The following is a 1585-nucleotide window of genomic DNA, read 5'->3' as shown; positions in this document are numbered from 1 at the left end:
GAGGATTTAAACTTATAACGGACGGTTTCCAGACATTTAAAGTGTTCAGCAACATTGTGTTAATTACAATATTTGAAGTCTGTGCCAAATCCATATATAAAAGCAGTGGGTTCTTTAAATTAAGGAAAATTTAAATATTGAGATACAAGCTTTATTATATAAAATAAGAATAGAGAATCGCTGTGTAACCGTCAAATAAATTTGAACAATTTTATGTTTTTCCCTACCTACTGATTGTTTGGAATAGTGGGTAGGGAATACAAGCCTTCAATTAAAATGGAAAAATATTAAGTGGTTCTATTATTTTTGATATTCTTTTTAGGATGAGTACTGTAAAGATGTTCTCTTTTGAATTTCAAAATATAAAGGTATTGTGATTAATAAGAGAAAAAATGAACAACACAATGGAATAGGATTGAGCTGATGTCTTTAAGTATCATTCAGGCACTAGACCATGAAGATATTGAAACGACTATAATTTATATCTTGAAAACAAAAAAGGATTAGCGAATGATGGGTCATGACAGGAAGTGGTTTTTATAACATATAAACACATTCCATGTTTAGTTATCGCGGATTTTTCTTTTTTAGTCTTTTTCTACCCATTATTGAAGCCATCAAGAGAAAGACGGGAGCAATATAAGAAGTTATATTCATATTCTCAAAGTAGACAACAAAAACTAAAATGATAGCTAGTACACTTACTACATTCAACAAGATATTCGTTGAATTTATTTTCAACCTCTTATTAAATAACTGAGCTATACCAATAAGCAATGTAAATATAGCGAGAAATATGAGTATTTGAAATAAGATTCCCATTTTATCACCTCAGTACATATTTAATATAGTATAACCCATCAAATATATAATATTCAATGGGTTATATTTTATGAGAATTATATTATCTACCTCTAATAATTAATCCCGGATAAGGTAACCATTGAATTTTCATAGATACCCCTCTTGATGTAATATGACGATCAATTTGTCCAGCGACCCAATCATTACCTAAAGCCATTAATGCGGATGCAGAAGCCGCTGCTAATGTACCCGGATTAGGGACTGCACCGGAAATTCCAGATGCCAATATTGTAGCAACTGTCCATTGGCTAGCACGATCCTCTAAAGCATATTGTAAATCACGAGCTTCACGGTTTGTCAAGTAATATGTATATCCCGTCCAACTTAAATTAGCAGGTTGGATACTTGAACCATTAAGCTGTGGATTTAACTTATTGAGTTGATTGGAACTAACAACAAACCCACCTTTGTCATCTAAGACAATATTATCTTCCTTTATTGCTTGGTTTAATACATCCACTCCATCTGAATAGTATTCATATACATCCTCAGAGATTAAATTTTTAATATCTTCGTCAATAGCCAAGAAGCCTTCTTTGTCTTTATAGAGATGGCTGTCTAATACCTTTATGTTCTCGATTGCTTTTTCCTGAGTAGATTTAAAATCTGCACTTGAACTTGCTGCAAAACTATTTGCTGGGAACAATGTAGCAAGTAGGACTGCAATAGCAAAATAGATACCTACTTTTTTAAAAATTTTAACCATTAAAAATTTTCTCCC

General features: G+C 31.8%; 1 protein-coding gene. It reads right to left on the bottom strand.

Annotated elements, in window-relative coordinates:
- Positions 1-904 precede the first annotated feature (904 nt).
- Positions 905-1585, bottom strand: a 681-nt coding sequence (locus tag VK998_RS04615) for a hypothetical protein (RefSeq protein ID WP_325226012.1), incomplete at its 5' end; no start/stop codon positions are given.

The sequence above is a fragment of the Schnuerera sp. genome (assembly GCF_035459645.1).
Taxonomy (GTDB): Bacteria; Bacillota; Clostridia; order Tissierellales; family Tepidimicrobiaceae; genus Schnuerera.
This window is presented reverse-complemented; position numbering and strand designations above follow the sequence as displayed.